The 5,504-nt window shown below is 65.3% G+C and carries 3 protein-coding genes and 1 pseudogene; 2 read left to right on the top strand and 2 right to left on the bottom strand.

The features are described 5' to 3' along the window. Positions 1-33: 33 nt before the first annotated feature. Positions 34-1,812, bottom strand: a complete 1,779-nt coding sequence (locus tag ACFHW1_RS28325; protein WP_416616617.1) for a LamG-like jellyroll fold domain-containing protein — start codon at positions 1,810-1,812, stop codon at positions 34-36. 253 nt (positions 1,813-2,065) lie between these two features. On the opposite strand from ACFHW1_RS28325, the pseudogene ACFHW1_RS28320 reads away from it, so the two are divergent. Both ACFHW1_RS28320 and ACFHW1_RS28315 read left to right on the top strand, forming a co-directional pair. Then, positions 2,066-2,891: pseudogene (locus ACFHW1_RS28320) on the top strand (IS982 family transposase). A gap of 1,116 nt (positions 2,892-4,007) precedes the next feature. Further along, a complete protein-coding gene (locus tag ACFHW1_RS28315) occupies positions 4,008-4,850 on the top strand; it encodes a transposase family protein (RefSeq protein ID WP_416616615.1) in 843 nt (280 codons plus the stop codon). 2 nt (positions 4,851-4,852) lie between these two features. On the opposite strand, the gene ACFHW1_RS28310 is transcribed toward ACFHW1_RS28315, so the two are convergent. Beyond that, positions 4,853-5,140: a hypothetical protein gene (locus ACFHW1_RS28310; RefSeq protein ID WP_416616614.1), complete on the bottom strand. Its 288-nt coding sequence runs from the start codon at positions 5,138-5,140 to the stop codon at positions 4,853-4,855. Positions 5,141-5,504: the final 364 nt, after the last annotated feature.

Raw genomic sequence — 5,504 nt, 5'->3', positions numbered from 1 at the left:
GGCCGTCTCATTTATCGGGGGGTCCACTGTGGGTTATCGGGGCCCTGCTGAATAAGCCTCCTTGTTTCTGACGACCTGCACGGTACCAACACCGATCCACAAGCTGGGACCCAGGCCACGCCCGGTATTCTGGCTCCAACCAGCGTTGGTGACTGGGACTTTGCTGGATCGGTTGACTGCTGGTGCGACGAGGCCTTCGATGTGGATCCTTGGAGCAGGCACATATACCTTCAGGGTTGGGACTCCGACCCGCCCGGCGCAGCTTTCACCAATGAGGGTGAGTGTCGCCGCACCCGCGTCGTACACCCCGGCGAGATGCGTCCACTGGCCGGGTACCGCCTCGGCCGGACTCGCCGCTACGGCCAGGTCGGGCAGGCCGGCGTCGTCCGCCCCACGCAGCCGGAACACCCACCGCCCGTCGCTGGCCCGGTATCCAAGCTGGAACGCGTCCGTCTCGTCGCCGCCCTGGGCGAGCACCACCGCGTCGCTGCCGGGCAGTGGATCTGCCGGGTCACCGTCGAGACGGGCCCAGAGCAGCACCCCGAAAGAATGATCGGTACGCAGCACCGGACGCGGGACCGGATCGTACGGGCTGGTGGTCGAGGCGTACCCGCTCGTCCCGTCGAACCAGGCCGCGTGGCCGGTCGGGGCACCGGAGTCGTGGACGAACCCCGAGGTCTCCGGCACGGTGTCCCAGCCGGCGAGGTAAAGGTTGCGACCCCAGGAGCCGAGGTCGAACTCGTCACCGCACCAGCAGTCAGCCGAGTAGTCGAATCCCCACAGCCCAACTTGTCTCGGCGTCAGCACACCGAACAGCTCAGGAAGCGTGTCACCGGGATCGGCAAAGCGACCATGCAGGTCCTCCAGGTCCGCCACCCGGCTCCACAGCAGGACGTCCGTCACGCCGCCGGCCCACCACTGCGCCGGCGCGCCGTCGCTGAAGCCTCGGCCCACCGTGAACGGCCCAGCCGCCTGCCACGGGGTAGCCGCGAACGCGGCCTCAGCGACCAGAGCTCCGTTGACGTACAACCGAAGCAGTCCTTCGTCGGCGTCGAACACGCCGGTCAGGTGGGTCCAGCGGTCGACGTCGGAAGCGGCGATCGGCACGGGACGGTACGCGGAGATCAGCGGACTCGACGCCGCCGTACCCGTCGGCACGGTGAACGCCCAGTGCGGAGCCGGCGGGTCGCCGAGTTGGCGGATGCCCAGCTGGAAGCCACCGGCACCGGTCCCGTCGGCACCGACGGCGGTGCGGTCGCCAGACAGCTCGGCTGGCCGGACCCAGGCGGCGGCGCTGAACGAGCCCGAGGTGTCGAGCGCGGACACGGCTGCGGTGGCCGCGCCTGGGACGTCGACCGGGTCTTCGGCGACCGCGTCGAAAGCCGGCGTGCTCGCCTCGATCAGGTAGGTGTCCGGTGCCCAGGTGACGTCGCCGCTCGGGACCAGGTCGGGGCCGCCTGAGCGGGCACGGAAGAGCTCGTTGTTGGTGTCGATCAGCGGCCAGTGCCCGATCGGCGACGATCGCGAGGTGACCAGGAAGGGGTACCTCGTCGTCGGGCTGGGCCGGCCGTACTCGTTGCGCGCGTAGACGTACAGGGCGTTGAAGCCGTCGCGCGGTGGGGTGAGGGTCAACGTCACGCTCGCCCCGGGGGCGACGGTCACCGTGGTGCCTGCCGGACTGCTCCAGCCGTACACGTAGGCGACCACATCGGGCGACGACGTACTGAAGGTGAACTCACCCGCGACGTCCCGACCGCCGTGCGACACGCCGTCGTCGGGGTAGTCGACCGAGGTCACGGTCGGCGCCGGCACCGGGTCTCCGGGTGGATCGGCGACCGCCGGCCCGGGTGTGCTCAGCGTCAGTGCGGCGGCGGTGGCGGTGGTGGTGGTGGCCAGGATCTGTGGCCAGCGATGTCGTGGGCGGCTCGGACGGATCGGCGGCGTCTAGCCAGCATCCACTAGGGACCCCCGTGGCTATGTGACATGTACGTCCGACCCTAGACGAGTAGTTCCGATGTCAGGGGGCGATGTTCGGGCATGAAGGGAGGGTGTCCAAGATCGTGTTGTGACGCAAGACCTGGATACCCTCTTGACCGCACTGTACGTGAAGATCGACGACAGCATCCGTACGCCCCGGTGGCGTGGCAGGCCACCGCTACTGACCGACTCCGAACTGGTCTGCCTGGCCGTGGCGCAGGTCCTACCTGCCCCAGCGGCCCGGCTACAACAAGCGGCTGCGCGCCGCTCTCCCGCTGATCAAGAAAACGATCCGGAACCTGGCCCGCGACAGCGACTTCTGGTTCGACAACCACTGGATCGTCGACTCCACCCCGGTGCCGTGCGGCATGTCCCGCCCCACCGTCCAACGCTCGGACCTGGCCGGCTGGGCCGGATACGGCTACTGCGCCTCCCACTCCCGGTACTTCTGGGGACTGCGCCTGTACCTGGTGTGCACCCCGACCGGGATGCCGATCCTGTGGGCCCTGGCCAACCCGAAGATCGGCGAACGGGAGGTCCTCGCCGCGATGCTGCAGGTCGACGCCGGTGTCGTCGCCGAGCACGACGGCATCCTGCTGATCAGCGACAAGGGCTTCGCGTCCGGGCCGTTCGAACGGGACCTGGCCGCGCAGGGCATCGAACTGCTCCGACCGTCGCGTAAGCGGGAGAAGGCCCGTTACGGCGAGCCGATGCTCAAGAAGGTCCGCTAGTTGATCGAGTCGGTCAACGACACCCTCAAGGGCCAACTCGACCTGGAAGAACACGGCGGACGGACCGTGGCCGGCGTCGCCGTACGTGTCGCTCAACGCCTCCTCGCCATGGCCGCCGCCATCTGGCACAACAACAAGACCGGCGCACCCGTCACCCGGTCACTGATCGCCTACGACCACTGACCAGGATTCGGAACTACTCGTCTAGTCGGCGTGGATGTCCCCGGAGCTACTTGCCCTGTCCGTCGAACCGTTCCATGATCGCTCTGAGTAAGTTCGGGAGGGAGCGACGTGACAGCGTTTGGAGGTCCACCTGGTCCGTCCGAGGACGCGCCGATGCCATCCCACATGGACACGGCAGAGTGCCTTACGACGACCAGGACCGGCCTGTTCCGAAAGACGACGACCAGCGAGACAGCGGCGCTCAGCGCCCGAGTGACGGTCCAGAGCTGGCTGCGTCGTCAGCTGCAGCCACGACAGGAGGTGGCCATCACCATTCACCGATCCTGGGGCTCCGTCTGCGCCACTGCCCGTGGTGCCTCAGCCATGAGCATCTTTCTCTCCGACGGGGAGAACGCCTGGGCCGCTGACCCCGCTCCTGGGACGAACCAGCAGGAGCTGACCGCAGCCCAGCTTGAACAGGTGATGCTTGAGGCGCTGACCTCTCCGGGCCCGCCGAGATGGCCGCATTGGCGAGACATCTGATGCAGGTCATGCGCCGGGGGATAGCGCGTCGGCCGGCCGTTGATCGCGTGAGCCCACATAACTCAGATGATTTAGCCAATTCCGGCCACCTCCTCCACAAGCAGCACGCCCGACTTGAGCACATCCCCGGCCATCGGCATACCCGCGGCCGTCACGCCACATCACATCGATAACTCTTGGCGTCGAATCGGCACGGACCCTATTGGGAAGTCCTCCGGATGTCGGGATAGATGATTGACTTCGCCCTATATATCACTACTGACGTTGCAGTATTCCCTCTTCCGACCGATGATGCGGAGCAATTATGAACTTCGGACGACCAAAGAGCATTACCGTCCAATACAGCAAGACACCCAAGAGCATGAGGGCAAGAGACGCAAGGATTATCACGTCAGCCCATACAGGGGGGCCATCTGACGTGGTCGTCGGCAAGAGAAGAATAAGTATGGCATTTACCGAGCTGATCTCAGCAACGCAAAAGGTTTGATTGGTGCGACACGGGCGAATCCGGTGAAGCCGGACAGTGCTGGAGAGGGCGTGGGGCCCTCGGTAGGTAGTTCTCACCACAAGATCACCCACCGGTGAGGACCCCACGTGATCGCATATCGTGCCATGGTCGACGTCCCCAGGGAACTCGTGCAGTACGTCAGCCGGCTGCTCGCCGCGGAACGCCGGACGCGCGGAACCCGTACCGGCACCCGTGCCCTGACCTGCTTCCGCCAGGCGCTGATGGTGCTCGTCTGGTTCCGCAAGGGCGAGGACGTCGCGCTGCTCGGCGCCGGCTTCGGCGTCTCCCGGGCGACCGCCTACCGGTACCTCGCCGAGGGCATCACGGTCCTCGCCGCACAGGCCGAGGATCTCCACGCCGCCCTGCGCCGGGTCGCCGCCGACGGCTGGTCCCACGTCATCCTCGACGGCAAACTGTTCGACTGCGACCGGCTCACCGAGACCACCCTGTCCGTCAAAGGCGAAACGATCGACGCCTGGTACTCCGGAAAACACCGCGACTTCGGCGCGAACATCCAGGCGGTCGCCCGCCCGGACGGACTGCCGATCTGGACCTCACCGGCGATGCCCGGACACCTGCACGACCTGACCTGCGCCCAGACCCTCGGTGTCACCGCCGCCCTGAACTGGGCCGCCACCGAACTGGACCTGCCCACCCTGGCCGACTCCGGCTACGAAGGCGCAGGTCAGGGCATCAAGACCCCGGTCAAGCAGCCCACCGACGGCAGCCGACTCGCCCCCGACAACCGCTTCTACAACCGGCTGCTACGCGGTCTGCGGTGGCAGGGCGAACGCGGCTTCGCCATCCTGATCGGACGCTGGAAGACACTCCGTCACACCACCGCCAGCCCACGCAGAATCGGCGACATCGTCACCGCAGCACTACACCTGACCCACTTCGAATACAAGTACCTACCGCTAAGTCGTTGAGATCAGCTCACCGTACCAAAACCGGTAAAGAAAACCACGGGAGTTGCCCTGACGTGCCCTCGGCGAAAATGCTCTGATCGATACAAAATTGCAGCAGATTGCCATTCATATGCACTCGATTTACCCCGCCAATGCCGATAAAGAGCTACTGGTGTCAGAGTAAGTATCAAAGCAAAAAATACTACCGCAAGCCAAAAATTGAATAACGATTTTCTATCGATAGAGTCACTGCTAGTCATTATCAAATCAACTTCTGGTCCAATCATACGGCCTCCAACCGAAAATGCCACCGTCCGACTCCGCCCGTTGATTGAGCTTAGCGCCAGCAGTAGCCCCAAGATACCCGCCGACTGCAGCAAAAGCAGGACTACAAACCACGGCGAACGGCCCACAAGTGGCGCCCGCCGCCAAACCTATCGTGGCACCCGCTACGCCTAGTCCCAATGCCACGTAGCCTAAGTTGATCTTGATGGTGGCTGGACCCGGTGGATGTGGATGGTCGGTGGACGCTGGTGGCGGATGCTGGCCGGTTCGTGGGGTCTCTTGATCCGGTACTGGTTGTGGCGGGCGCGTTTGACGGCGCGGGGGCAGGTCAGGGCTGTTGCGTAGTCGGTTGAGGGGCTCTTGAGCTGGGGTTTTCGATGGGATTCGGCG

Origin of the sequence: Micromonospora sp. LOL_014 (assembly GCF_048060245.1) — a bacterium.
Lineage (GTDB): Bacteria > Actinomycetota > Actinomycetes > Mycobacteriales > Micromonosporaceae > Micromonospora_E.
The sequence above is the reverse complement of the archived record's forward strand: the minus strand, read 5'-3'. Positions and strand labels throughout refer to the sequence as shown.